General features: G+C 66.9%; 21 protein-coding genes. 3 read left to right on the top strand and 18 right to left on the bottom strand.

Going from position 1 to position 23,983, the window contains the following annotated elements; translation table 11 throughout:
* Window positions 1-103 precede the first annotated feature (103 nt).
* From ACX12D_RS08470 to ACX12D_RS08540, 15 genes are all read right to left on the bottom strand, one after another.
* Complete coding sequence (locus ACX12D_RS08470) at window positions 104-1,678, bottom strand: GMC family oxidoreductase (protein ID WP_459373640.1); 1,575 nt, start codon at window positions 1,676-1,678, stop codon at window positions 104-106.
* 79 nt (window positions 1,679-1,757) lie between these two features.
* A complete protein-coding gene (locus ACX12D_RS08475) occupies window positions 1,758-2,342 on the bottom strand; it encodes a gluconate 2-dehydrogenase subunit 3 family protein (protein WP_459373641.1) in 585 nt (194 codons plus the stop codon).
* Between the two features lie 144 nt (window positions 2,343-2,486).
* Entirely contained in the window at window positions 2,487-3,266 is a 780-nt protein-coding gene (locus ACX12D_RS08480) for a lipoyl protein ligase domain-containing protein (RefSeq protein ID WP_459373971.1), read from the bottom strand.
* Entirely contained in the window at window positions 3,266-4,003 is a 738-nt protein-coding gene (locus tag ACX12D_RS08485; RefSeq protein WP_459373642.1) for a 2-oxo acid dehydrogenase subunit E2, read from the bottom strand. The genes ACX12D_RS08480 and ACX12D_RS08485 overlap by 1 nt, the downstream gene beginning before the upstream one ends.
* Window positions 4,000-4,251 (bottom strand): lipoyl domain-containing protein, encoded by a 252-nt coding sequence (locus ACX12D_RS08490; protein WP_276264419.1) that lies wholly within the window; start codon window positions 4,249-4,251, stop codon window positions 4,000-4,002. Before ACX12D_RS08490 ends, ACX12D_RS08485 begins: the two co-directional genes overlap by 4 nt.
* Window positions 4,248-5,321, bottom strand: a complete 1,074-nt coding sequence (locus tag ACX12D_RS08495; protein WP_441631911.1) for an alpha-ketoacid dehydrogenase subunit beta — start codon at window positions 5,319-5,321, stop codon at window positions 4,248-4,250. The genes ACX12D_RS08490 and ACX12D_RS08495 overlap by 4 nt, the downstream gene beginning before the upstream one ends.
* A gap of 22 nt (window positions 5,322-5,343) precedes the next feature.
* On the bottom strand, window positions 5,344-6,372 hold the full coding sequence (locus ACX12D_RS08500) for a thiamine pyrophosphate-dependent dehydrogenase E1 component subunit alpha (protein ID WP_441631913.1): 1,029 nt from the start codon (window positions 6,370-6,372) through the stop codon (window positions 5,344-5,346).
* Window positions 6,373-6,684: 312 nt separating this feature from the next.
* Window positions 6,685-7,833, bottom strand: coding sequence for a hypothetical protein (locus tag ACX12D_RS08505; protein ID WP_459373643.1), 1,149 nt, complete (start codon window positions 7,831-7,833; stop codon window positions 6,685-6,687).
* Window positions 7,834-8,001: 168 nt separating this feature from the next.
* Complete coding sequence (locus ACX12D_RS08510) at window positions 8,002-9,075, bottom strand: 2,3-butanediol dehydrogenase (protein WP_459373972.1); 1,074 nt, start codon at window positions 9,073-9,075, stop codon at window positions 8,002-8,004.
* 345 nt (window positions 9,076-9,420) lie between these two features.
* Complete coding sequence (locus ACX12D_RS08515; RefSeq protein WP_459373644.1) at window positions 9,421-11,460, bottom strand: sigma-54-dependent Fis family transcriptional regulator; 2,040 nt, start codon at window positions 11,458-11,460, stop codon at window positions 9,421-9,423.
* A gap of 251 nt (window positions 11,461-11,711) precedes the next feature.
* The gene (locus ACX12D_RS08520; RefSeq protein ID WP_459373645.1) at window positions 11,712-12,425 is read right to left on the bottom strand and encodes an orotate phosphoribosyltransferase; all 714 of its coding nucleotides are present in this window, start codon (window positions 12,423-12,425) and stop codon (window positions 11,712-11,714) included.
* A gap of 56 nt (window positions 12,426-12,481) precedes the next feature.
* Complete coding sequence (locus ACX12D_RS08525; protein WP_459373646.1) at window positions 12,482-13,735, bottom strand: hydantoinase/carbamoylase family amidase; 1,254 nt, start codon at window positions 13,733-13,735, stop codon at window positions 12,482-12,484.
* Window positions 13,736-13,808: 73 nt separating this feature from the next.
* Window positions 13,809-14,759 carry a dihydroorotate dehydrogenase gene (locus ACX12D_RS08530; protein ID WP_459373647.1) on the bottom strand — a complete coding sequence of 317 codons (951 nt, stop codon included), beginning with the start codon at window positions 14,757-14,759 and terminating at the stop codon, window positions 13,809-13,811.
* Window positions 14,752-15,600, bottom strand: a complete 849-nt coding sequence (locus ACX12D_RS08535) for a dihydroorotate dehydrogenase electron transfer subunit (RefSeq protein ID WP_459373648.1) — start codon at window positions 15,598-15,600, stop codon at window positions 14,752-14,754. The genes ACX12D_RS08530 and ACX12D_RS08535 overlap by 8 nt, the downstream gene beginning before the upstream one ends.
* A gap of 81 nt (window positions 15,601-15,681) precedes the next feature.
* A complete protein-coding gene (locus ACX12D_RS08540) occupies window positions 15,682-16,953 on the bottom strand; it encodes an MFS transporter (protein WP_459373649.1) in 1,272 nt (423 codons plus the stop codon).
* 430 nt (window positions 16,954-17,383) lie between these two features.
* Here ACX12D_RS08540 and ACX12D_RS08545 point away from each other — a divergent pair, with 430 nt between their 5' ends.
* Window positions 17,384-18,082, top strand: coding sequence for a TetR/AcrR family transcriptional regulator (locus ACX12D_RS08545; protein ID WP_459373650.1), 699 nt, complete (start codon window positions 17,384-17,386; stop codon window positions 18,080-18,082).
* 18 nt (window positions 18,083-18,100) lie between these two features.
* On the opposite strand, the gene ACX12D_RS08550 is transcribed toward ACX12D_RS08545, so the two are convergent.
* The 3 genes from ACX12D_RS08550 to ACX12D_RS08560 form a co-directional block, all read right to left on the bottom strand.
* A complete protein-coding gene (locus ACX12D_RS08550) occupies window positions 18,101-19,495 on the bottom strand; it encodes an aldehyde dehydrogenase family protein (RefSeq protein WP_459373651.1) in 1,395 nt (464 codons plus the stop codon).
* Between the two features lie 87 nt (window positions 19,496-19,582).
* Window positions 19,583-21,004: a carotenoid oxygenase family protein gene (locus ACX12D_RS08555; protein ID WP_459373652.1), complete on the bottom strand. Its 1,422-nt coding sequence runs from the start codon at window positions 21,002-21,004 to the stop codon at window positions 19,583-19,585.
* Window positions 21,005-21,128: 124 nt separating this feature from the next.
* Window positions 21,129-22,637 carry an AMP-binding protein gene (locus ACX12D_RS08560; protein ID WP_459373653.1) on the bottom strand — a complete coding sequence of 503 codons (1,509 nt, stop codon included), beginning with the start codon at window positions 22,635-22,637 and terminating at the stop codon, window positions 21,129-21,131.
* Between the two features lie 650 nt (window positions 22,638-23,287).
* Between ACX12D_RS08560 and ACX12D_RS08565 the strand changes: the two genes are divergently transcribed.
* Both ACX12D_RS08565 and ACX12D_RS08570 read left to right on the top strand, forming a co-directional pair.
* On the top strand, window positions 23,288-23,569 hold the full coding sequence (locus ACX12D_RS08565; RefSeq protein ID WP_459373654.1) for a type II toxin-antitoxin system RelE/ParE family toxin: 282 nt from the start codon (window positions 23,288-23,290) through the stop codon (window positions 23,567-23,569).
* Window positions 23,570-23,583: 14 nt separating this feature from the next.
* A complete protein-coding gene (locus ACX12D_RS08570; RefSeq protein ID WP_459373655.1) occupies window positions 23,584-23,931 on the top strand; it encodes a HigA family addiction module antitoxin in 348 nt (115 codons plus the stop codon).
* Window positions 23,932-23,983 lie beyond the last annotated feature (52 nt).

Here is a 23,983-nt window from a genome sequence, read left to right on the forward strand (position 1 = left end):
GTGGTGGGCTGGCCGGGGCGATCGGATGCCCGGCGCAGCGCTGGCTCTACGCTAATCGATTTGGCCGCCCCCCGCAATGCGGCGGACGGCCATCCGGTGCGGCTCAGAGCTCGCGCCGTTGCAGCGCGCCGGCAATGTACCCGGCCTGGCGGATCGCCAGCGCCACGATGGTCAGGGTCGGGTTGGACGCCGAGCTGGAGGCGAACTGGCTGCCGTCGGAGACAAACAGGTTGGGGATATCGTGGCTCTGGCCCCAGCGGTTGACCACGCCGTCGCTGGCCTTGGCGCTCATGCGGTTGGTGCCCATGTTGTGGCTGGCGGGATAGGGCGGCATGTCGATCACGCGCGTGGCGCCGACCGCTTCCGACATCTTGCGGAACTGGGCCAGCCCGTGGGCGCGGATGGCGGCATCGTTGGCGTGGTCGGTCTTGCTCACGATCGGCACCGGCAGGCCGTACTGGTCCTTCTCCGTGGCATGCAGGGTAATGCTGTTGCGCTCCTGCGCCAGGTCTTCGCCGCAGACCCAGACGCAGCTCATGTGGTCGTACATTTCCAGCGCCGAGGAGACGTCGCGGCCCCAGCCGCCCGGCTTCATGAAGGCGGCCGTGAAGGGCAGGCCAAGCGCCAGCCCTTCCAGGTGATAGCCGCCAAAGAAGCCGCGGTTGGTGTTGAGCCTGGCCTCGTCCGAGACCACCGCTGCCAGCGCGGTGCCGCGGTACATATAGACCGGCTTGCGGTGGATTGCCACGGCCGCGGCGGTAGTGTGGTTGAGGTAGTTGCGACCAACCTGGCCGGAGGAATTGGCGAGACCTTGCGGGAACTTGCTGCTGGCCGAATTCAGCAGCAGGCGCGGCGATTCGATCGAGTTGCCGGCCACGCAGACGATGCGCGCGCGCTGGAACTGGCGGCGGCCGCGTTCGTCCACGTAGAGCACGCCGGCGACCTTGCCGGCGGCGTCGTGCTCGATCTGCAGCACCATGGATTGCGGCCGCAATTCTGCTTTGCCGGTGGCCACGGCGCGCGGCACCTCGGTGTAGAGCGTGGACCATTTGGCGCCGATCTTGCACCCCTGCATGCAGAAGCCGATCTGCATGCAGCCCGGGCGCCCGTCGTAGGGCTGCGAGTTGACCGCCATGGGCCGCACGATTTCCTTGTAGCCGATCTTGCGCGCGCCCGCCGCCAGCACCTTGTAGTGGTTGTTCTCGGGCAGGGCCGGCAGGCCGGACGCGGCAGTGGTGGTCACGCCCATCTTCTTTTCGGCGAGGTCATAGAACGGCGCGAGCTCGTCGTAAGTGATGGGCCAGTCGATCAGGTTGGCGTCCTTCACGGCGCCATAGGTGCTGCGGTTGTGGAAGTCGTGCGGCATGAAGCGCAGCGCCACGCCGGACCAGTGCACCGTGGAGCCGCCCACGCCCTTGACGATCCAGGCCGGCAGGTTGGGGTAGGTCTTGGTGTGATGCCAGCCGCCGGCCGAGATGCGCTTGTCCAGCCACGAGATCTTGTTGAACATTTCCCACTCGTCATTCTCGAAATCGGCTTGCGTAAAGTGCTTGCCGGCTTCGAGGATCACGCTGCGTACGCCGCGCTGGGCCAGTTCGTTGGCGAGCGTGCCGCCGCCCGCGCCGGAACCGATGATGACGACCACGCTGTCGTCTTTGAGGTCGAACTTCGTTGCCATGCTTGTCTCCATGCGCCGCTCCGGCGGGATTGCCGTAGCCCGGGCGGCCTCTTGTCGGGGGAATGCCGGTGCCGGCGGCTCAGAGCCAGTCGATATCGTCGAAGCCGCGGTGCAGGTAGCCACCTTTCTCCCAGGACGAACCCTCGTAGCCCAGGAGGGGCCAGACCGCCTTGTTGTTGTAGAGGCCGGTGACCAGCTCGCCGCGCACTTTCTCGAAGAAGGGCGTGGCCTCGATGGCCTGCAGCAGTGCCACGCGATCGCTCTCCTTGGCGATTTCGCCATAAGGGCGGCCGAAGCGTTCGCGCGCCGCGGCATCCAGCGCGGCAGCGCCTTGCTGCAGCAGGGTGCGCGTGGCCTTGTTGCCGGCGGCGGACTTCTCCAGCGGGACGATGGCGTCGACGTAGTAGCGGTCGGACAGCTTGTCGTGGGGGAAGATGTCGCGCGACATGGCCACCAGCGTGCGCGCGGTGGCCGGGCCGAGCGCGCGCATGGATGCCGTCATGGCTTCGCGCGGCGGCTGGGCCAGCGCCGCCGGTACCACCGCCACGCCGATGGCGGCAAGGCCGCCGCCGCGCAGGAAGCCCCGGCGTGAAACGGCGGGCTGCTTGCGCAGGATACGCATGGTGGTGCCGGCGCCAGGGCCGGCAGGCTGTGAGAATTTCATCGGTTTTGTCTCCAGTTGTTGTGGGAGCGCGGTGCGGGCGTTGTCCGCCCCCCCCGGGCTCGGTGCATGGCATGGCTTGTCGCCGGTGGCCGCCGCCTCCCGCCGCCTCCCGCCGCTTTGCGCGGCTTGCCGGGGCGGCGCCGTTCAGCACGGGCCGGGCACGGCGCACGGCGCGCCGCAGGCCGGTGCCGGGCGCGTCCTGGGGCGGGGTTGGCCGGGTTCCGCTCGCTCGCCAAGCACGTCGATCAGCATGTGGTGCAGCCGCTCGGCCAGCACCGTGGCCATGAGCGGCGCGCCCAGTTGTTCTGCGCAGGACGTGGTGCAGGCGCGCAGGCGGTCGGCATCGGCGGGATCGCCGCCGAGCGCGCCGCACAGCAGCGGCCATTCGGGCGGGGCGATCAGCGTGCCCGAGGTCAGCAGCACGCCGGTACGCCGGCGCACCTGTGCCAGGCCGACGATCTTGCGCTGGCCCACCACGACTTCCCAGGGCGAGAGCCCGCCGAAGCAGGCCCACTTCAGCGCATCCGCCGGCGGGGCCAGCCGCGCTTCCTCCGGCGGCACCGCATAGGCCGCGATGCCGAGGTCCCGCAGCAGCCCGGCGTGCAGCACGCCCAGCCAGCGGTAGCTCGACACCGTACCGGTGCCGATCAGGGCGTGGCCGGCGGGCAGCACGATCGAGGCCGACAGCATCCACGGGCCGGTCAGCACGGCGCCGCCGCCCGAATCCCGCTGCGCAAACGGGGTGGTGCAGCCTGCCAGGCGCTCGCGCAGGGATGCCTGCGCGCAGCCCAGCACGATGCCCGGCGCGGCGTAGGTCCACAGGCGCACGGCCGGGCGCAGCACCGGCTCCGCCAGGCTGGCCCGGTTCCAGGCTTGCTCTTCGGCACAGCTCGCGCCGCTGGCGAGGAAGGCGGGGGCGAGCATCACAGGCCTTCCACGGTTTCCAGCCGCGTCTTGAGGTCGGTCAGGAAGCGCGCTGCCGGATAGCCGTCCACCGCGCGGTGGTCGAAGACCAGGTGCAGGCCCATCATTGGCGCCACCGCGATCCAGTCGTCCTTGATCACGGCCCGCTTGGCCACGCGCGTCACGCCGAGGATGGCGGCCTGCGGCACATTGAGGATGGGCGTGAAGCTGTCGATGCCGGTCGAGCCCAGGTTGGTCACGGTGAAGGTGCCGCGCTGGTAGGCGCCGGCCGGCAGCGTGCCGGCGCGCGCGCCGGCGGCCAGGGCGCGGCTCTCGGCAGCGATCTGCGCCACCGACCTGGTGTCCACGTCGCGCAGCACCGGCACCATCAGGCCCTCATCGAGGCTGACCGCGAGGCCGAGGTTGATGTTCGGCATCAGCTCGATCTCCTTTTCCAGCACGCGCGCGTTCAGGCGCGGGTGCTGGCGCAGGGTCAGCGCCACGGCGCGCAGCACGAAGGCGGTGAGCGTGATCTTGCATTCGGGCCCCAGGTTCTGCTGCATGGTGTGGCGCGCCAGTTCCAGCAGGGTCACGTCCACCTCGACCGAGTGCGCCACGCGCGGCACGGCCCAGCCCGCGCTCATATTGCGCGCGATGGCGCCACGCATGCCCGTCAGCGGCACGGTGACGCGCGCGTCGGCGCCGGCCGCCGCCGTAGCTGGCGGGCTGCTCAGGACGGAAGCAAGGCTGTGGCTCATGATCTCGGCTCCAGCCGGGCCAGCACGGCGCCGCGCCCGAAAGTGTCCTGTGCTGCCACTGCCAGCGCGGCGACGATACCGTCGGCGGGCGCAACGATCTCATGCGTGGTCTTGACCAGCTCGGCCACGCCCAGCGGCTGGCCCGCGCTGACCGCGTCGCCGGGCTTGACCAGCCACTCCTGCAACAGGGCTTCGGTGCCGTCTTCCACGTCCTGCCAGACGGTGTCGGCCATCGTTACGTCGGTCATGCTGCTTCTCGCTTCAGTTGGTAGGAAAGAGGGCGGTCCTGCACCAGGGCGCGCACCTGCGCGGCAATGGTGTCGACCTGCGGAATCACGTATTGCTCGAGCGGGCGCGAGAAGGGGATGGGCACGTCGGGCACGGCCAGGCGGCGCACCGGCGCGCGCAGCGCCACGCTATCGAGGTTCTCCGCCACGATCGCGGCGATCTCGCCGGACAAGCCGAAGCTCAGGTAATCCTCGTCCGCCACCAGCAGGCGGCCGGTCTTGGCTACCGAGCGCAGCACCGTCTCGCGGTCGAGCGGGACGATGGTGCGCAGGTCGATCACCTCAACGTCGATGCCTTCGGCCGCCAGCTGCTCGGCCGCCAGCAGCGATTTCTGCACCATCTGCGAGAGCGTGACGATGGTCGCGTCGCGGCCGCTGCGCGCCACTCGCGCCTGGCCGAAGGGAATGGCGTAAGCCTCCTCGGGGACGGCATTGGTGCTGCCCTCGAAGTAGGACATCCACGACAAGCCCATGATGCCCTTGTGGTAGCAGAACACCACCGGGTTGTCGTCGCGTATGGCCTGGATCATCAGGCCCTTGGCGTCGTAGGCGTTGGACGGCACCACCACCTTCATGCCCGGCATGTGGGCAAAGCTGGCGTACAGGCATTGCGAATGCTGGGCGGCATCGTTGTAGCCGCCGCCGATGCCGGTCATCACCACCGCCGGCAGGCCCACGCGCCCGCCGGACATATAGGTGTTCTTGGCGAGGTGGTTGTAGATCTGGTCAAAGCACACCCCGAAGAAGTCCACGAACATCAGTTCCGCGATCGGGCGCAGCCCTTGCGCGGCGGCGCCGATGGCCGCGCCCATGAAGGCGGTTTCCGAGATCGGCGTATCCATGATGCGATCGGGCCCGAAGCGGTCCAGCAGGCCGGTGGTGGCGCTGAAGATGCCGCCGTACTTGCCGATATCCTCGCCCATCACGAAGACGCGCGAGTCGCGCTCCATTTCCTGGCCGATGGCTTCGGCGATGGCCTGCGCCATGGTGAGCGTGCGCGCGCCCTGGGGCGCGCCTTGTGCGGTTTGCATGCTGGTCTCCTGTTTATGCTGGTTATGCTGGGGCGAGGTCTTGCTGGACGAAGACGTGTTGCAGCGCTTCCGCGGGCGCGGGGTAGGGGCTGCTGCGGCCAAATTCGTAAGCGGCCTCGATGCGGGCCGAGATGGTCTGGCGCAAGGCGGCTTCGGCGGCGTCGTCGAGCAGGCCGCCGGCGCGCAGCGTGGCGCCCAGGGCGTGGATCGGATCGGCGCTGCGCAGGGTCTTGGCTTCGTCGCGCGGGCGGTAGGTTTCCGGGTCGCCCTGGAAGTGGCCGAGATAGCGGTCGGTCTTGACTTCGATCAGCGTGGGGCCTTCGCCGCGCCGCGCCCGTGCCACGGCCTCGCCGGCGGCGCGGTACACCGCGACAGCGTCGTTGTGATCCACCAGTACGCCCGGCATGCCGTAGCCGGCGGCGCGCACGTCATTGGAAGGCACCGAGGTGGAAGCGGACTTCTCCACCGAGATGCCGTACTTGTTGTCCTCGCAGACGAACACCACCGGCAGTTTCCACAGTGCCGCCAGGTTGAGCGATTCATGGAACGAGCCCTGGTTGGCCGCGCCTTCGCCGAAGAAGGACACGGCCACCCAGTCCTTGCCCAGCTTGCGCGCCGCCAGTGCGGCGCCGCAGGCCTGCGGCGAACTCGCGCCGACGATGCCGCTGCAGGAGAACTTGGTTTCGGCATGGAACAGGTGCATATGGCCGCCCTTGCCGCGCCCGAGCCCGGTGGCCTTGCCGAACATCTCGGCGGTCATGGCATCGAGCGGCACGCCCTTGGCGATGGCGAAGTGGTGCGAGCGGTGCGCGCCGACCACGGTATCCTCCGGCCGCAAGTGCGCGCATACGCCCACTGCCACCGGCTCCTGCCCGGCCGCGAGATGCATCTCGCCCGGCACCGGGCCGGCGCCGATGTCGAAGGCCAGGCCTTTCTGGATCTTCGGCGGCAGCTTGCCTTCCAAGTAGACCTTGGCCATGGTCTCTTCGTATTGCCGGATCTCGATCATCTTCTCGTACATCCACAGAAGATGGCTTGGGGTGGGTTCCATTCGGGGTCTCCTCTTGCTTTCGTTTCAGCGGCCGGCTGCGGTGCCGGGCCAGCTTGAATTGCAAGAGTGGTGCCAGCGCGGGCGGCAAGCCCCGCGCTTGGCCCGGGGTTTCCCGCCAGGCCTTGCCGGAGGCCGCATACGCGTGGGGAGGGCCGGCCTGGCGCCGGGCCCGCAACAGGCAGTTGTCGCGCCTGGCGGCGAGACAGATGTCGCATCGGGCGGGACATCTGTCGCCGTCGCAGGCGCCTCTTCCGGAAGCAAGGCAAGGCGCGCGGGGAGCCGGGGCACCGGCCAAGCCTCGCGGAAGGGATATCAGCCGTTCTTCCTCGAAAGACCGTAGAACTCGAAATAGACGGCGTAGATCAGCATGACGTAGTTGAGCAGGTCGACCCAGGTAAGCGGATCGCCGCCAAAGCCGGGGACGATCTCCGCTTCATGCAGCACGGCGCCGGCAAACCATCGCGTATAGACAAAAAAGGAGACCAGTCCAAGGCCCCAGCACGATGCCGCGCGTATGGCCCGGTTCGTACCTGCGCCGAACCGTGTCGGCCAGTTGCCGGCAACGTTGGCCCAGAAGATCAGCCAGAAGGCAATCCATACGCCTAGCTGCGCAGGCCAGCTTGGAAGCATCGCACCGATTTTTTCAACGGCGCCGGGAGGAATGAGGACCCATCTGAGCAACGCCAGATGCACGGCATAGAGCGCAGTGCCCAGCAGGAAGTTGCCGGCCAGCGCGGCGAGCGCCATATGGCTTTTCCGGGCCAGCCTGTTCCACGGCCAGTTGTCGAAGATCAGGAATGTCGTCAGCCACGCCACGATGACGGAATAGAACCAGCCGATCGCCACCGGCAACGGCAGCAGGATCGCATGCGGCGCGGTGGCGGCCGATACGCTGGGATAGATCAGCAGGAAATAGCCCAGGCCCGTGAGGCAACAGCCGGCGGCGATTTGCGCAAGGCCGCTAGCCGCGGGGCTCAGGCCGCTGTCGGACCATGGCCATCCGGCCATGCCCGTCGCCAGTATGCCGAAGCCGTAGAAGCCGATCAGCACGATCAGGCCGGCCGCGCCGTAGCCGGCGCCGTTGATGGCGCTGAATGCCGGATCCAGTGCGCCGTAGCCATGGACCAGCGCGGCGGGCACGGCGAAGGAGAGCGCCAGCGTCACGGCCGTGGCGGCGCAGCCGCGCACGGGCTGCTTCAGCGCCGAGAAGCCGGCCATGCCGAAGTTGAAGCCGATGAAGACCAGCACCAGGATGCCCCAGAAGAGGTACATGCCAAATGGCTGGGGGGCGTATTTCCAGACGGCCTGGGCGGGGTCGGCGAACAGGCGCCATATGCCAAGGCTGATGCCGTGCACGATCAGGAAGACGGCCACGGAGAATGCCAATGGCCGCAGCGCGAATCCGGCAGGCGCGAGCGCTGGTGTGTCTTGAGCTTCTATATTGGGGCTGAGGGGTTCCATGACCGGCATGTCCAGTACGATGAAAGTCCGGCACGCGAGGCGCGCGCTGGCCGCTGCGCGACGCTGCATCGCGCGAGGCCCGCATGCCGGTGGGATGGGAGGGTGGCCGCGTTGGTCAACGCGGCGCGTTGGAATGAGCGGCCGTCAAGCCGTCAAGCTGTCCAGCGGTCAGGCCGCCAGGCTGGCAACCGGCTGGACGATGATCTTGACGTTGCCATCCTTGTTGTTGACGAGTTCTTCGAAGCCTCGCGACACAATGTCGGCGAGGGAGATCCGCCCGGTGATGAGCGGCTGCACGTCGATGCGGCCATCGGCGATAAAGCGGATCACGTCGGCGAATTCGCCGTTATAGGCGAGCGATCCGATGATTTCCTTTTCCGTCGATACGATCTCGAAGAAATTGAATGCGCTGGGCTCCTCGAAGATGCCCACCATCACGCATTTCCCGGCCTTGCGGATCACGTCGATGGCAAGCTTCGCCGTGGCCTTGTTGCCGATGCACTCGAAGGACACGTCCGCGCCATAGCCGCCGGTCAATGCCTTGACCTCCGCGATCGCGTCGCATTCCTTGGGATCGATGACGACGTTGGCGCCAACCTCCAGCGCCTTCTTCTTGCGCGCCGACGACATTTCGAGCGCGATAATGCGGCCTGCGCCGGCCGCCTTCGCACACATGATCGTGCACAGGCCGATGGTGCCGGCGCCGACCACCACAACCGTCTGGCCGACGATGTTGCCGGCTTTCTTCACGGCATGAAGCCCTACCGCCAGCGGTTCGATCAGTGCCCCCGCCTCGGTGGGGAAGTTCTCCGGCAGCTTGTAGAGCAGCTCCGCCGGCACGTTGACGTATTCCGCGAAGGCGCCGTTGTTCATCAGGCCGGTGAACGCGAGACTCTCGCAGATGTTGTACAGGCCATGGGTGCAGTAATAGCATTTTCCGCAATGCTGGCAGGCATCCGCGGTGACACGCTCGCCGACCTTGAAGCCGGTCACGCCTGCGCCCAGTTCCGCGATCTCGCCGCTGAACTCGTGGCCGAGAATGCATTGCCCCTTCAGCCCGGTGAGCGGGTGGGGATGGTCGACCGGGATAAAGACCGGGCCCGCGACATATTCGTGCAAGTCCGACCCGCAGATGCCGCACCAATGCACACGGATCTTTACCCATCCTTCGGCGGGCTTTTCCGGGACGCGTACCTCCTCGACGCGGACATCGTGGCGACCCCGCCATACGGCGGCCTTCATGCTGGACTGATGCACCGAACCTTCGTTGCTCACGGTAGTGTCTCCATCGTAGTTGTGGGGGGATCGACGAAGGGCCATGCGGGTGCCGTGGGTTAGTGCATGGCGTGGCCTTCGTGCAGGAAGGAAATCGCATGAACCGTGCCAGAGCGGACGGCGGACGAGGGCGGATGGCAAAGGTGCTGCGTGCGCTGCGGCGCAGCGTGGGGAGGGCTCAGGCGCAGGTGGGGTGAAGCGTCGGCCGCGCAGGGTTATTGCTGCGATACAGCACGACGCGGGCGACGGCCCGGCAAGCTACGGCGTGGCCCGCGTGAGACGGCCTGACTCGATCCGGTGAGACAACGTGCCTCAGTCCGCCTCGTCCGCCTGAGACATGGACAAGGGCGGCGATTCCGGCAAGGATGCCGAACCCGGGTAGACAATGTTGTATCTGGCCATCTTGCGGTAGATGGTCGCGCGGCTCATGCCCAGTGCCTTGGCGGTTTCCTTGATGCGCCAGTGGTGGCAGGCGAGCATCTGCGCGATGTTCGCCCGTTCGAGAAGCTCGCTCGGGCGCAGGCCGGCACTGTCGAATGCCTGCGCGGCAACTGACGGGCTCGCGGGCACCGGCGCCGCTGGCGCGGCATCGGCCGGGCAGCGCAGATAGTCGGGAAGATCCTCGGCAACAATGACGCCCCGGGCCGCGGCCAGCGCGCATGCGTACCGCAACGCCATGCGCAGCTGCCGTACGTTGCCGGGCCAGCGATAGCGGCGGATGCACGCCATTGCCTCGTCGGACAGCGCGGACCGGGTGCCGTGCGCCTGGGCTTCATCCGTCAGGAAGAAGTCGACGAGCTCGTCAAGGTCGGTGCGATCGCGCAGGGGAGGCAGCCGGAACACGGCGCCAGTCAGGCGATAGTAGAGGTCTTCCCGGAAGGTGCCTTCGGAGACCATGCGCGCAAGGTCCCTGTGGGTCGCGCAGATGAGGTTGATGTCGACCCGCACCGACTGCTCGGAGCCCAGCGGTGCCAGCTCGTTCTCGGCCAGCACGCGGAGCAGCCTGGTCTGCAGCGGCAAGGCCATGTCGCCGATCTCGTCCAGGAACAAGGTGCCGCCGTGCGCCTGGAGTATCTTTCCCTTGAGACCCTTGCGCTTCGCGCCGGTGAATGCGCCTTCCGCGTAGCCGAACAGCTCGCTTTCGATCAGCGTCTCCGGGATGGCCGCGCAGTTTACGGCGACAAACGGCTGCGACGCGCGCAGCGATCCGCGATGCACGGCGAGCGCGAATGCCTCCTTGCCTGTGCCCGTCTCGCCTTGCAGCAGTACGGGAATACGCCGGTCGATGATCTGGAGCGCGCGGGCGAGATGCGACGAGACCTGCGGGTCGCCGGTGACCAGACGATCGCTGGCGATGGCACGGGCCGCGGGCTCGGCGTGGCCGGTGGCCGGGTGCCCCGGCGACAGCGATATCGTGCGCAAGGCCTGGCGCGGCGGGCGAAGTCTCGCGAAGAAGCGGTCCCCGCCACGGGTCAGGCGCAACGGGAACATCTCCAGGCCGGTGTTCAGGTCGATGACCTGTCCGGCATTCAGATCGAACAGATGCTGGACGTTCGCCGGAATCGCGGTGTATAGCGCGCTCAGCATGCTTTTTGCCTGCCGGTTCATGGATGCGATGTTTCCGGCATCGTCGAACGCAATCAGCAGCTCGGGGTGCAGGCTCAGGTAGTCCTGGCTGCGATGCAGGTACAGGGTCCACAGGTGGCCGGTATCGTGCAGCAGGTAGGCGTTTTCGATCATCTCCGCCGCCTGGCACACCCAGGCGTAGATCAGTTCCTGCGAGTCCCGGTTTTCACTGTTTCGCACGGCCGATACGTCCAGCACGCCGGTGAGTTCGCCGGCTGGCGAGATAATGGGCGCGGCGGTACAGGTCAGGCAGGTGAACGCTGCCCTGAAGTGATCCTCGGTGTGGACGGTGATGGGTTCCTTGTCGGCCAGCACGCAAGCCACCCCGCTGGTTCCCTCGGCGTCCTCCGTGAAATAGCGGCCGTGATACAGGCCGTGCTGCCGGTATTCCTTGCGGCGGTCTTCCTGCCCACGGAAATCGATCAGGGCGCCGCCGGCGTCGGCCACCAGCACGCAATAGCCCGCCTTGCCGACGACGCCGTGCAAGCGCTCCACCACCGGGCTCGAGAAGCGCAGCAGGGCCTCGGCGCGATTGCGTCTGTCTTTCAGTTCCGTCGCACTGATGACGCGCGGGCCGGACGTATTCCCCGGATCCAGCTGAAAGGTATTGAGCGAGCGGGTCCACGAGCGAAACAGGCGCGCCTGCGCCGCCGCTTCATGGAATGCAGCATTGTCGACCACGGATGAAACGCGTCGCGCGTGTTGCAGTGCATATGATTGCGTCATGCCAGCGTCCTCAACATGCGTAACTCCGATTGCAGGGTGCGTCAGCGTTCGATGGGTCGACACGGCCGCGTTGCATGCCGCGATCACGCGGCATTGGTCTGCGTGCCGCGTCTTTTTAGCACATCCCGAACCAGCGCTCACATTGCAGTGCAGCACGGGAACCGCACCGGACGCGCTTCGTACCTCACCCTAATCTCTTCCAACTCCTTCCTTGGCGCCGACGAATGCGGATGCCAGATCCTGGATGCGCACTACGCCTTGCAGGGCAATGTCGTCGTTGCCGTCTCGCCGGCCCCGATGCCGCCGTGGTCCCGCGACCATCGGGCCGGGTCAGCCAGAAAACGCTGCAGCTCGTCAATGCCGCGGCTGTCCACGTTGCCGCTGTCACGCGCGGCCTGCAGAACGTCCTGCCAGTTCGCGAGGGCATGGATCTTGGCCTGCCAGGGGGCGAGGACGCTTTCGGTGGGGAACGTGCCGTAGTCGAACACCACGAAGATGTCCGTCACCACGGCGCCGGCGGCGGCCAGCGCCTCGCAGAAGATCCGCTTGGAGCGCGCGGCGGCCATCATGTCGTCCACCAGCAGCACGCGATCGCCAGCGTTGATGATCCCCTCGATCTGCGCGGCGGGCCCCAGCCCCTTGGCTTCCTTGCGCACATAGAGCAGCGGGAGCGCCAGGGCTTCGGCCATCCAGGCGCCAAATGCGATGCCGCTCGATTCGGCGCCGACCACGGCATCGATGCCGCCGATGCGGTTGCGTGCCCGCAGCAGCGTCAAGCCGCGCTGGATCAGCGCCTTGCGCAGCAGCGGAAACGAGATCAGCCGGCGGCAGTCGATATAGACCGGGCTGGCCCAGCCGGAAGGCAGCCGGAACGGCTCGTCCGTGCGGAATTTCACGCAACCGGCATCCAGCAGGGCCTGGCCTACCGACAATGACAGGTCGGGTTGAGGACGTAGTTGAGACATGCAAGGCTCCAGTGCTTCGGTGTTTCAATGTTTCAGAGTTTGTGCTCGGCCGCGGCTCAGAGGCTCGCGATGGTGTCGTCCAGCACCTGCACGCCAAGCAGGAAATCATCGATGTCCATGGCCTCGTCCGGGTTGTGCGAGCCGTGCTCGTTGCGCACGAAGAGCATGCCGGTGGGGATGCCGGCGTTGGCAAACAGCGATGCATCGTGCCCGGCGCCGCTCGGCACCGGCTCAACCGGGAGGTCACGTTGCCGGCATGCCTGCGTGAGCAGTTCGGAGACCCTCCCGTCCATGGTGGCCGGGGCCGATTCGATGCGGCGGTCGAACTCGAACCGCACGCCGCGATCGCGCGAGATGGCCTTGCATTCCGTGCGCAGCAGCTGATAGAAGCCTTCCAGCGTTTCCACGCTCTTGCTGCGCGCCTCGAAGCTGAAGTTCACCATGCCGGGGATGCGGGAGATCGAATGCGCCTCCGGGCTGGTGCTGACCACGCCGGTGGTGACGACCAGGTCGATGCCGCGCTCCAGCAGCACGCGCCAGTGCTCATCCAGCCGCGTGATCAGGTCGGCCACGGCAAACATGGCGTCCTTGCGCAGCCACCGTGGCACCGCGCCGGAGTGGCCGGCCTCGCCGATGCACTGGATCCGGTTGTGCCGCACATTGCCGCGGATGCCGGGCACCACCGCCACCGGCAAGCCGCGCGCGACCATCACCGGGCCTTGCTCGATATGCAGCTCAAGGTAGGCATGGACCTTGGATTTGTCGAACAGCGGCGCCTGCGCGCGGATCGCCTCGACATCGGCGCCGGCGGCTGTCATGCAGGCCGCCAGCGACTCGCCGGAATGCCGGTGCGCCAGCGCCAGGTCGTCGGCGCTGAGCTTGCCCAGCAGCGCGCCCGAACCCATGTACGCCTTGCCGAACCAGGCACTTTCCTCGCCCCGGAAGCCCACCACCTGCAGCGGCACGCGCGAGTGCCGGCCGGTGCGCTTTTGCCGGAGCTGGCAGAGCAGGCCAGCGACGATCCCCGCCAGCCCGTCGAAGTTGCCGCCTTGCGGGACGGAGTCCAGGTGGGAGCCGACCCACGTAGCTGGCGCGCCCGCGTCGGCTTGCGGCAGGCGGAAGACGAGATTGGCGGCGCGGTCGGCCTGCGCTTCCAGGCCGTGGCGCAGCGCGAAGTCCCGCAGGTAGCCGGCCGCCGCGGTCTCGCCCGCGCCGTAGCTGTCGCGGGTCACGCCAACGCCATCGGACGATAGTTCGCGTATGTCCTTGAAGAGCTGCTCGGCGACCGGCTTGAGTTCCAGAATTTCCATGACACGTTTGTTGATCGTTGCAGTGACGCGCCAGCGGCATGCGCCGGCGCGAGTGGCTTTATGCCGATGGCGCTCAGCCGGATTGCTGCGCGAAGCGCAGCCAGCGGTCGCTTAAGTGCTGGTCGAGCCGGACCTGGCCCACCAGGTCGCGCAGCGCCTCGGTGCCGGTTTCCTGGCAATAGTCCTGCAGCCCGTCGATGATCTTTTGCATGACGCCGGGGTCCCGGAAGGACGCCGTGCCGACCTGGACGGCGGCCGCGCCGGCGAGCATGAACTCGGCACAATCCTCGGCGTTCTGGATGCCGCCGCAGCCGATGATGGGGATGCGCACGGCGCGAAAGCACTGGTGCACCAGCCGCAGGGCAATCGGCTTGATGGCCGGGCCGGACAGGCCGCCCATGACGTTGCCCAGCTTGGGCTTGCGGGTACGCACGTCGATGGCCATGCCCAGCACCGTGTTGCCCATGACGATGGCGTCGGCGCCGGCGTCTTCCGCCGCCCGGGCCACGGCCGCGATATGGCTGGCGTTGGGCGTGAGCTTGACCCAGACGGGGTGGCGCGTGCGCTGGCGGATGGCGCAGACCGCCTTGTAGGTGGTCTCGGGCAGCATGGCAAAGGCCATGCCGTCGGCTTCCAGGTTGGGGCACGAGATATTGGCCTCGATGGCGGCAACCTCGGGCAAGGACAGCTGTTCGCACGCCATGGCGAACGCCTCCGCGGTATCGGCGGAGATCGACACCACCACTGGCGTGTCGTAACGCGTGTAAGGCGGCAGCACGCATTCGCGGTAATAGTCGAGCCCCTTGCTCGGGATGCCGATGGCGTTCAGCATGCCGCCATAGGCCTCGGCTACCCGTGGCGTGGGGTTGCCGGCCCGGGCGCTGGGGGACACGCTCTTGATCACCAGGGCGCCAAGCTGGTTGAGGTCCAGCGCTTCGCGGTACTCGATGGCAAAGCAGCCGGAGGCGGGCATGACTGGGTTGCGCAGCGTCAAGTCGCCAACCCGAACGGTGAGATCAGCCAAACTCCACCTCCCCGACCACTGAATGAATGGAAAACACCGGGCCTTCCCGGCAGACCCGCAGGAATTGCTTGTCGCCATCGCAATCGAACAGCCGCACGCAAGACAGGCACACGCCCATGCCGCACGCCATGCGCTGCTCCATGGCGACTTCGCCCACTACCTCGGGATGGTCGGCCAGCACGCGCTGCAGCAGCATCAGCAAGCGGTGCGAGCCGCAGGTGTAGACCGCATCCGGCCGCTGCTGCCCGATCAGGCCGCGCATGCGTACTTCCATGGCCTGCACCGACGAGGAGCCATCGGCATCGAACACGCTATGCACTTGGGCGTTGGCCCCGCGCAGGAACTCGTGCTCCATCAGGTCGGCGCGGGTGCGGGCCGACATGACCGCGGTAATGGCGACGCCGGCTTCGGCCGCCTGCTGGATCAGCGGCGCCATGGTGGCCAGGCCCACGCCGCGCGCCACCACCAGGACCCGCCTGAAATCCGGCCTGAAGGTGAAGGTGTTGCCGAGCGGGCCGACGATCTCCATGTGGCCATCCACCGGCAGGCTGGCCATGGCGCGCGTGCCCACGCCGGTCACGTTGTAGAGGAACTCGATGCGGCCATCCTCCGGCCCCGCGCCATAGACGCTCATGGGGCGCAGCAGGAACGGCTGTTCCGTGTCGGTGGTGGGGCAGCGGAGCTGGTAGAACTGCCCGGGCTTCGTGATCCTGGCAATGGGCGCGTCCGCTTCCAGGCGGATGTGCTTGTAGCGCTGGTTGACCCACGAATGTTCGACCACGCGGCAGCGATAGGACGCTACCGTGGCGGTGCTGTCCGGGCGGCACAAGGTTGCAGGCATGATGACTCCTGAGTCCTGGCTAATGACCAATGACGAATGACTATTGACCAATGCGATATGGGGCGATGCAGTGCGAGCCGCCTATTCCAGCTCGACACCTTTGAGCTCGGGGATAAGGAAGATCGTGGCGATCATGTCCAGCACGTAGATGCTGGCCAACAGGGCAATGGCCACCTGGAAGGAATAGGCTGCGGCAAGGGCCCCGACCACGATGGGCCCGAAGCCGCCCACGCCACGCCCGATGTTGAACAGGACGTTTTGCGCGGTGGCGCGCGCCGCGGTGGGATAGGCTTCCGAGATCAGCGCGCCGTAGCCGCCGATCATGCCGTTGACGAACAGGCCCATGACCGCGCCGGCCCAGAGCATGGTGACGGGGTCGGACATCTGCGCATACGCGATCACCATCGCCACCGCGCCCGCCTGGAAGATCAGGAAGCTGGGCTTGCGCCCGATGCGGTCGGCCAACTGGCCAAACACGTAGACGCCGACCATCATCCCCACGATGGTGACCGAGGTCCACATGGCGGACTTGGTCAGCGAGAAGCCCAGGGCTTTGGACAAATAGGTCGGCAGCCAGATCATGATGCCGTAGTAGCCAAAGTTCTGGACCGAGCACAGGATCACGATGCCAAGGCTGGTCCGCGTGGTGCGGCCATCGGCCACCAGCAGCTTGAACGCGCTCGGCTTGTTCTTGTGCTGGGTCTTGTCCCGGGCCTCGGCATGCCGCACGAACACTTCCGGCTCATGCAGCCGGTTGCGCACGAACCAGGCCACCAGCGCCGGCACCACGCCCAGCAGGAACATGCCGCGCCAGCCGATATGCGGCAGCAGCAGCGGCGTCAGCAAGGACGCCAGCAGCACGCCGCTCTGCCAGCCCAGCGCCACGTACGACGACACCCGCGCGCGCTTGCTGGCGGGCCAGGCTTCCGCGGCCAGCGCCATGCCGATGCCGAACTCGCCGCCCAGGCCGATGCCGGCGATGGTGCGGTAGGCCAGCAAATCCCAGAACCCCTGCGCGAACGCGCACAGGCCGGTGAAGACCGCAAACAGCACGATGGTCCAGGTGAGCACGCGCACGCGCCCGTAACGGTCGCTCAGCGCGCCGAAGAGGATGCCGCCGGCAACCGCGCCGATCAGCGTCCACGTCACCAGGGCGCCGGACTGTCCGGTGCTAAGGCTCAACGCCACGCTGATGGCGGGCAGCATGAAACCGAGGATGAGCAGGTCGAACCCATCCATCGCGTAGCCGATGGCCGAGCCGGCCAGCGCCTTCCGGGCGTAGGACGAGGCCCGGTCGGGTTGTAGGGGCGGGGCGTCGGACGTGGGGACCGATGCGCGAGCGTTGGCTTCCATGGGGCGTTCCTCTGTGCCTTTGTTGAGCATGTGCGCCGGCCGGCGGGCTGAGTCGTCGACGGGTAGCGCCTTTGGGTTCACTTGTTGCGCGGGTTACTGGTGTTGCCGGCTGGCCCGGGTTATGGGATATGACGGGTAGCCCGAGACTGTCTCAATTTATAGACTACACGGAGAAAAAATAACCGGATGGACCGGGCTGCAGGTACTACGCTGCAAATAGCCTTTGCCATTCGGCATCTGTCTTTTTTTTTAGATTACGCGTAGGAAATCGCCTTTGCAAGGGATTTTTAGGTGCCTGGTGGCATCCCGGGCTGCAGCCCGCGGGCACCTCATGCTGGTCCGCAGCAGCCGCGACGGCACAATTGTCTAATTATTGAGAAAACCGTGGGCATTCCTGCCGCGGCGCGGGCATTTGATAAAATCCGCTTCCATGAAAAAACGAGCAACAGCACGCGGCGACGCCCCGGTAAAGCAGGGCCAGTCCCAAGGTGGAACCACCAAGCCGGAAGGGCAATGGCACCATGGCGACCTGCGCGCTTCGCTGATCGCGTGGGGCACCCATCTGCTCGATACCGAGGGGATCGCGGGCATGAGCATGCGCACGGCAGCCAAGCTGGCTGGCGTCTCGCCGGGCGCGCCGGCCTATCACTTCAAGGACAGGAACGGGCTGCTCGCTGCCATTGCGGCGCAGGCGTTTCGCGACCTGGTGGCGTATCGCCGCCAGAGCGTGGAGAACATCGACCCTGCCGATGCGGAAGGCCGGCTGCGGGCGATCATGCTCGCCTACGTGGAGTTCGCCCAGGCGCATCCCGCGCGGTTTCACCTGATGTTCGGGCCGGAGATCGCGGACCGGGAGCAGTATCCGGATCTGGAGGAGGCGGGCGCTGCCTCGTTCCAGGTGCTGCGCAGCGCCATTGGGCCAGTACTGCAAGCGCCAGGCGTCGGCGAACTCAGCGAAGAACAACTGGCGTTCTCCGTGTGGGCCGCCACCCACGGCCTGGCCACACTGACCATCGACCGCCGCCGCCTGCCGGTCGCCTCCACGCACAGGCCCACGTCCGAGCAGATGGCCGATGTTGTCGTGCAGTTCTGCCTGGCGGCGTTGCGGGGATCGGCAACGCCGCGCTAGGCCAGGGGCCTGGCCCGGTCAGCCCACCAGCACCTTGAGCTGCGTGAATTCCGCCAGGCCTTGCTCGCCCAGTTCTGCGCCGATGCCGGACTGGCGCGCGCCGCCAAAGGGGATGTCGGGCGATACCACGAAATGCGTGTTTACCCAGACGCTGCCCGCATCGATGCGGCCGGCGATGGCAAGCGCCGCCTCCCGGTCGCCGGACCAGACCGATGCGCCGAGTCCGTACTCGGACGCATTGACGCGCTCGACCACGGCGTCGACATCCGTGTAGCGGATCACCGGCAGCACCGGCCCAAACTGCTCTTCATCGACGATGCGGTCGCCGTCCTTCACCTCGCACACGATCGCCGGCCGGATGAAATATCCCGGGCCCTCCGGACTCTCGCCGCCCGTAACGATGCGGCCATGCGCGCGCGTGTCGGCCAGCAGCCCGCGCACGTAGTCGAACTGGCGCCGGTTTTGCAGCGGGCCCAGCTTTACGCCCGGCTGCAGTCCTTCGCCTACCTGCGTGTCTTGCGCCAGCGCGGCGAGCGCGCCGACCAGGCGGTCGTGCAGGCTCTCGTGCACGTAGATGCGCTTGATCGCCGCGCACGTCTGCCCGTTGTTCATGAAGGCACTGCGAAACAGCTGCGGCGCGATCTGGTCAATGTCGGCGTCGGGCAGCACGATGGCGGGATCGTTGCCGCCCAGTTCCAGCGTCAGCCGCTTGAGCGTGTCGGCGGCGCTGCGCATCACCGCGCGGCCCGTGACGGTGGACCCGGTGAAGGAGATCTTGCGGATGTCGGGATGGCTGGTGAGCATGGGGCCAAGCTCGCCCGCGTCACCCAGCACGTTGATCACGCCGGGCGGGAATGCGTCTTTCACCAGCGCGGCCCAGCGCAGCGTGGCCAGCGGCGTGGTGGGGGCCGGCTTGAGTACCACGGTATTGCCGGTCAGCAACGCCGCCGGCAGCTTGAAACCCATCAGCACGATGGGATAGTTCCACGGCACGATGGTGCCGACAACGCCAAGCGGCTCGCGCCGGAGTTGCGCCCGGCCCGATGCCGGCGCGGTGGGCGTCAGCACGGTCGGCGGCAGTGCTGCGTGGTAGTCGAAGAGCCCCGCGCACAGTGCGATTTCACCTTGCGCGTCGGAGAGTGGCTTGCCTTGTTCCTGCGATAGCAGACGCGCGAGTTCCTGCGCATGGGCGCGGGTCAGCTCGGCGACGCGGGCGAGCGTCGCCTGGCGCTGTGCCAGCGGCATGGCGCGCCATGCCGGAAACGCGCGCCTGGCGGCCGCCACGGCCTGGTCGAGCTGCGCGCGCGAGGCGGCGCTCGCCGTGGCGATGACCTGCTCGGTGGCGGGGTTGATCACGTCCAGGGCGAGTTCGCCGGCCACAAGCTGGCCATCGATAAGAAGGGAGAAATCCATGAGGCGTGTGTCCTTGCGGGAAGGGTTTGATCAGCGGGTCAGCCAATGCGCCGGCGCAGGCAGCCACGCCGGCGGCATGCATCCGCCTCAGTCGGCGGGACGCCAGTTGCCATGGAAGCCGGCGGGCACGCGATGCGACAGGTGCACCAGCGCCACCGGCCCCTGCGCCAGCGCCTGCGCGTTGAAGATGGCCATATCGCTGCGGTTCTCCGCGGCGCGCCAGATCACGGACAGCAGCCAGCCGTCGCCCTCGTCGGCATCGGCATGGCGCGGGACAAATACGGGTTCGCCGCATTTGTCGGCGGCTGGCGGCTGGTACTGCGCGACCTGCCCGGTGGCCAGGTCGATATGCGCCAGGCCGCTGCGCAGGCTGTCGCCCTTGGTGGAGGCGGAGATATCGCCGCTGCAGTAGTAGCCGTGCCGATAGGGCAGCATGGCAAAGCGCTCGTCCAGGCGCGGAAACTCGCCCGGCGTATCGCATAGCGGCTGCTCGCGGTACGAGCCGGATTTCCCCGCCAGGTCGAACGTCCAGCGCACCAGGCTGGCCACGGGCGCGCCGTTGGAGAGCGGGCGTCCGTCCGGCCCGGGGAACAGCGGCGGCACGTCGTACTTCATCATGTCGCAGACGATGCCGCCGTGCGGCGCGTCGAAGGCGTTCATCGGATGGAAGACGTAGCACGAATCGCCGGTAAACCAGCGCACGTCCGCCGCGGTGCCGTCGCGCGGCAGGATGCCGATGTGCGTGCCTTTGTCCGGTTCCCACGCATAGGCCGGCTGGCCGTTGGCGGCGCGCTCCATCGATCCCGTCAGCGGAAAGATGGGAAACAGGATGTGGGTGCGTGTCACTACGAAGTCATGGACCATGCTCGGGAACGGCGCGACGATATGCACGGAGCGCAGCAGCTTGCCCTGGCTGTCTGCCACATGCAGCATCAGGTCCGGCGTGAACGGGCCGCGGGCCCCATAGCCGAAGAAGACCATTTCACCGTTGACCGGGTCGATCTTGGGGTGCGCGGTCATGGGCCCGGAGAGCTTTTCATCGAAGGTCTGGTAGCCGCGCGGCGCCAGCGATACCGGGTCGACTTCAAACGGCGCGTGCGCTTCTTCCAGCGCCAGCAGGCGCCCGCCATGCCAGACCACGTTGGTATTGGCCACGGTGGAGTTCAGCTCAAGCAGCCTGGGGTCCGTCAGGTGCCGGCTTGCCAGCGAGCCCGACAAGCCTTCGCCGTTCTCGTTTTCCATGACCCATTTCGGCGTGCGGATCCAGCGGTTGCGGTAGGACACGCGGCCCTTCTCGAAATGAAACGCGTGCAGCATGCCATCGCCCGAGAACCAATGATATTTGCCGCGCGGCGCGAACTGCGGATTTGGCCCGTTGCGGTAATAGGTGCCGCGCAGCCCGGCCGGCACTTCGCCCGTGACCGGCAGGTTGGGCGCGTCGCACTCGGCATGCAGCGGCGCGAAGTAGCCGGACAAATAGGGCTCGTTGGTGGGGAAGGCGATGGCCATGGTTGCTGTCTCCGATCGGTTGGTTTTGCTTGTTGTTTTTACTGGCTTGTTATCGTCACGATGCTGGTGGGAACGGATTAAGTCAGGCGTCAGGCGTCAGGCGTCAGGGATCAGGTGGCCTAAGTCAGATGGCGCGCGCCTGGTCCTGCCAGTGCGGCTCGCGCAGCTTGCGCTTGAAGATCTTGCCGGTGTCTTCCCGTGGCAGCATCGCGTGGATCTCGACGATGCGCGGCACCTTGTAGTTGGCAATGCGTTCGCGCAGGAACGCTTGCACCTGCGCGCCTTCCAGGCTGTGCCCCGGGCTTGGCTGGACCGCGGCGGCCAGGCCTTCGCCGAACTCCGCATCGGGAATGCCGAAGACCGCGCAGTCCGCAACGCCCGGCATGGTCTGCAACACCGACTCGATCTCCGCCGGATAGATGTTCACGCCGCCCGAGATGACCATATCGGCCTTGCGGTCGCAGATGTGCAGGAACCCGTCCTCATCCAGGTAGCCCATGTCGCCCAGCGTGATCAGCCCGTCGCGCTCCACGGCCGCGCGGGCTTCGGGCCGGTTGATGTAGGTGAAGTCGGGCAGGGCGCGCTGGCGCACATAAATCAGGCCGATTTCCCGCGCCGGCAACGCGTTACCGTCCTCGTCCAGGATGCGGATTTCGGCATCGGGAAGCGGGCTGCCCGCCGAGCCCGGATGGCGCAACCAGTTCGCCGAGTCGGCGAACGTGGTGTAGCCCGCCTCGCTCGATCCGTAGGCCTCCGTGATGATGGGCCCGAACCACGCGATCATGGCTTGCTTGATGGGAACGGGGCAGGGCGAGCCGGTCGACGCCACCTGGCGCAGCGCGGACAAGTCATGCCCCGTGCGCGCTTCAGGCGGCAAGGCCAGCAGGCGCTGGTACATGGTCGGCACCAGGTAGGCATGCGTGACCTTGTGGCGCGCGAGCAGCGCAAGCGTGCGCTGCGCATCGAAGCGCGGCTCCAGCACCAGCGTGGCGCCCAGGTTGCAGAAGTGCGAGAGGTAGGCCATGGCCGCGCTGTGGTAGATCGGCGCGGACAGGTAGGCGGTCACGTCCGCACCGGTGCCGTAGACGATGTCGGTGACCCGCTGCAGCCGCTGCTCCATGGCAGCGCGGGCTTCGGGCGCGCCGGGAATGCGGCGCACGCCTTTGGGCTTGCCGGTGGTGCCGGAGGTATAGGCGATGGCCCCGTGCGAGGTGCCGGTGCGCGGCGGCATGGCCGGCAGGCCCGCCCCGAAATCCGCCCAGTGATGCGCCTGCGGGCTGGACGGCGGCGCTGCGCCGCGCGAGACCAGGATGACGCCCACGCCCGTGGGGATGCCTTCGCGCACCTGGTCGAGCAGGTCCGCATCGGCAACCAGCACGCGGGCGCCGCTGTCGGTCAGGATATGGTTGGCTTCGAGCGCCTTGAAGTGCCAGTTGATCGATGCCAGGTACAGCCCCGCCTGGCGGCAGGCCAGCACAAGCGCCACGTACTCCGGGCTGTTGCGCAGCATGGCGGCGATGGTGTCGCCCTCCTTGCATTGCAGATCGTGCAGGCCAGCGAGAATGCGCTGGATCTCCCCCTTCATCCAGTCGGCCGAGTACGCTCGCCCGTCAAACCATAGTGCCGGAACCATCGTGTCTCCTGTCGTTGGTCGTCGCGCCTGCCAGGCGGCGCGATCGATTCTTCTTTAACTATGCAGTGATCAGTTGTGGACTCTAGCAGGCGAATCATGACGTTGCAAGGAGGTTTTACGCGGGTGGCGGGGGACGGCAGATGGCGGCACGCGGGGCTGGGAGCAGAGGGGGGGAAGGGGGGCGGCCCAGCTTTTTCGCCACGGCGGAGATGCGGCCCGACGGTGTCCTGGGCACGTTGTTGAACAGGGCGGGCGAGACTTCGCGCAGGTTCCAGCAACGCAGCGGCAACGGACTGCACCTAGCGCCAAAGTTCGGCCCAGGTCATGGTGCGCCTTGCCCGTCGCGTTCGCGAAAGGCGGCGTTGGCGTTTGGGCCCGAACACCATGCGACATCCCCTGCCGGGGCTGGTCACAGTTCTTTGCGGCGCCGGCAAAGATGGTTACTGAACGCGCGGTGGGACTCCCGACCTCGTATGCTGTGCCGATTCCCGCACGTGTCATCGCGGGGAAGGCGCAGCGAAGCGTCAGAGTGCCGCTCATGCGGTGGGCGGTGAGCCGCCTGGGCTGGCATGGTCTGAATCTGCCTCAGAATTTAACGTCTGACGTTTAATCCTTGACGTTAAACGTACTGCGTTATAGCATGGAAAAACATGATTCGAACCTTCGCGAACAAAGCGACCGCAGCCGTGTTTGCCAGCAAGTTCGTCAACGGCCTCCCGCACGAGATCCAGCGGGCTGCGTTGCGCAGGCTCCGGGCGCTCGATGCCGCGGTGGCGGTTGAAGATCTGCGCGCTCCGCCGTCCAATCGTCTGGACGCTCTCAAGGGCGATCGAAAAGGCCAATGGAGCATCCGGATCAATGACCAGTGGAGAGTCTGTTTCCACTTCGACAACGGCGATGCCTATGACGTGGAAATTGCCGACTATCACTGACCATCGAGGCCACCATGACGATCAAACGTGAAGACCTGAACAAGGTCGATTTCTCGGATGTGGCGACCGGGGAGGCGATCGAGCCGATCCACCCGGGAGAAATCCTGCGCGAGGACTTTCTCGATCCCTTGAATATGTCTGCGCATGCGCTCGCGATGGCCCTGCACGTGCCGGCACCGCGCATCAACGACATCGTGCGCTGCCGCCGTGCCATTTCGGCAGATACCGCGCTGCGCCTGGCGCGGTTTTTCGGAACGACGCCGGAGTTCTGGGCGAACCTGCAAGCGGCTTACGATTTGCGCGTAGCCTGGGCTGCCGCAGGCGACGTTATCGCTCGCGAGATTGAACCGCTGGCGGCGTGACAGCAGGCTAGCCTAGGCATCCAGCTCCAGCGCTAGCTCCAGATCCCGAACC

The organism is Cupriavidus sp. PET2-C1 (genome assembly GCF_054515855.1).